The sequence below is a fragment of the Halomonas sp. V046 genome, assembly GCF_052645355.1.
This window is the reverse complement of the sequence record NZ_JBQXYF010000048.1, coordinates 1-608: the sequence shown is the minus strand read 5'-3', so window position 1 is coordinate 608 and position 608 is coordinate 1. Positions and strand designations below refer to the sequence as shown.

The window sequence follows — 608 nt, the reverse complement described above, 5'->3', positions numbered from 1 at the left end:
ACGAAGGCGAGCAGATCACCACCTTCACCCGCGACAACCTTGGCCGGGTGCTGGAGCGAACCAGCGAGGTGCCCGGCCACCACCGGACCCACACCACCTTCGCCTACGACGCCCAAGGGCGCCTGGTACGCGCGGCCAACCTCGACAGCGAGACTCGCTTTCACTTCGACGGCGAAGACAACCTGATCGCCGAGGTCCAGCGCCACCGGCTCCCCGGGGGCAGCGGCTACAGCAGCGTCACCCGCCACACCCACGACGCCCTGGGCAACCACGAGACCACCACCCTGCCGAGCGGCCAGCAGATCAGCTGGCTGCGCTATGGCGCCGGCCACGTCCAGGCCATGGCCGTGGATGGCCAGGAGCTCTTCGGCTTTACGCGCGACAGCCTGCACCGCGAGGTGCACCGCCATCAGCAAGGGCGTGAAACCGAGTCGCGCTATGACCCGGTGGGGCGCCTGATACAGCAGCACAGCTGGCAACACCTGCCCGGGAAGGACGTTGCCCCTGACGCAAGACGCCGCCAGACCAAGCGCCAATGGCACTACGCCGACAATGGCCTGCTGACGGCCACCGACGACAGCCTGCGCGGCACCACCCGCTACGGCTAC

The 608-nt window shown here is 68.6% G+C and carries 1 pseudogene; it reads left to right on the top strand.

What is annotated here, in order from left to right:
* Positions 1–608: pseudogene (locus tag ACUN9Y_RS22155) on the top strand (hypothetical protein); the annotation flags it as partial.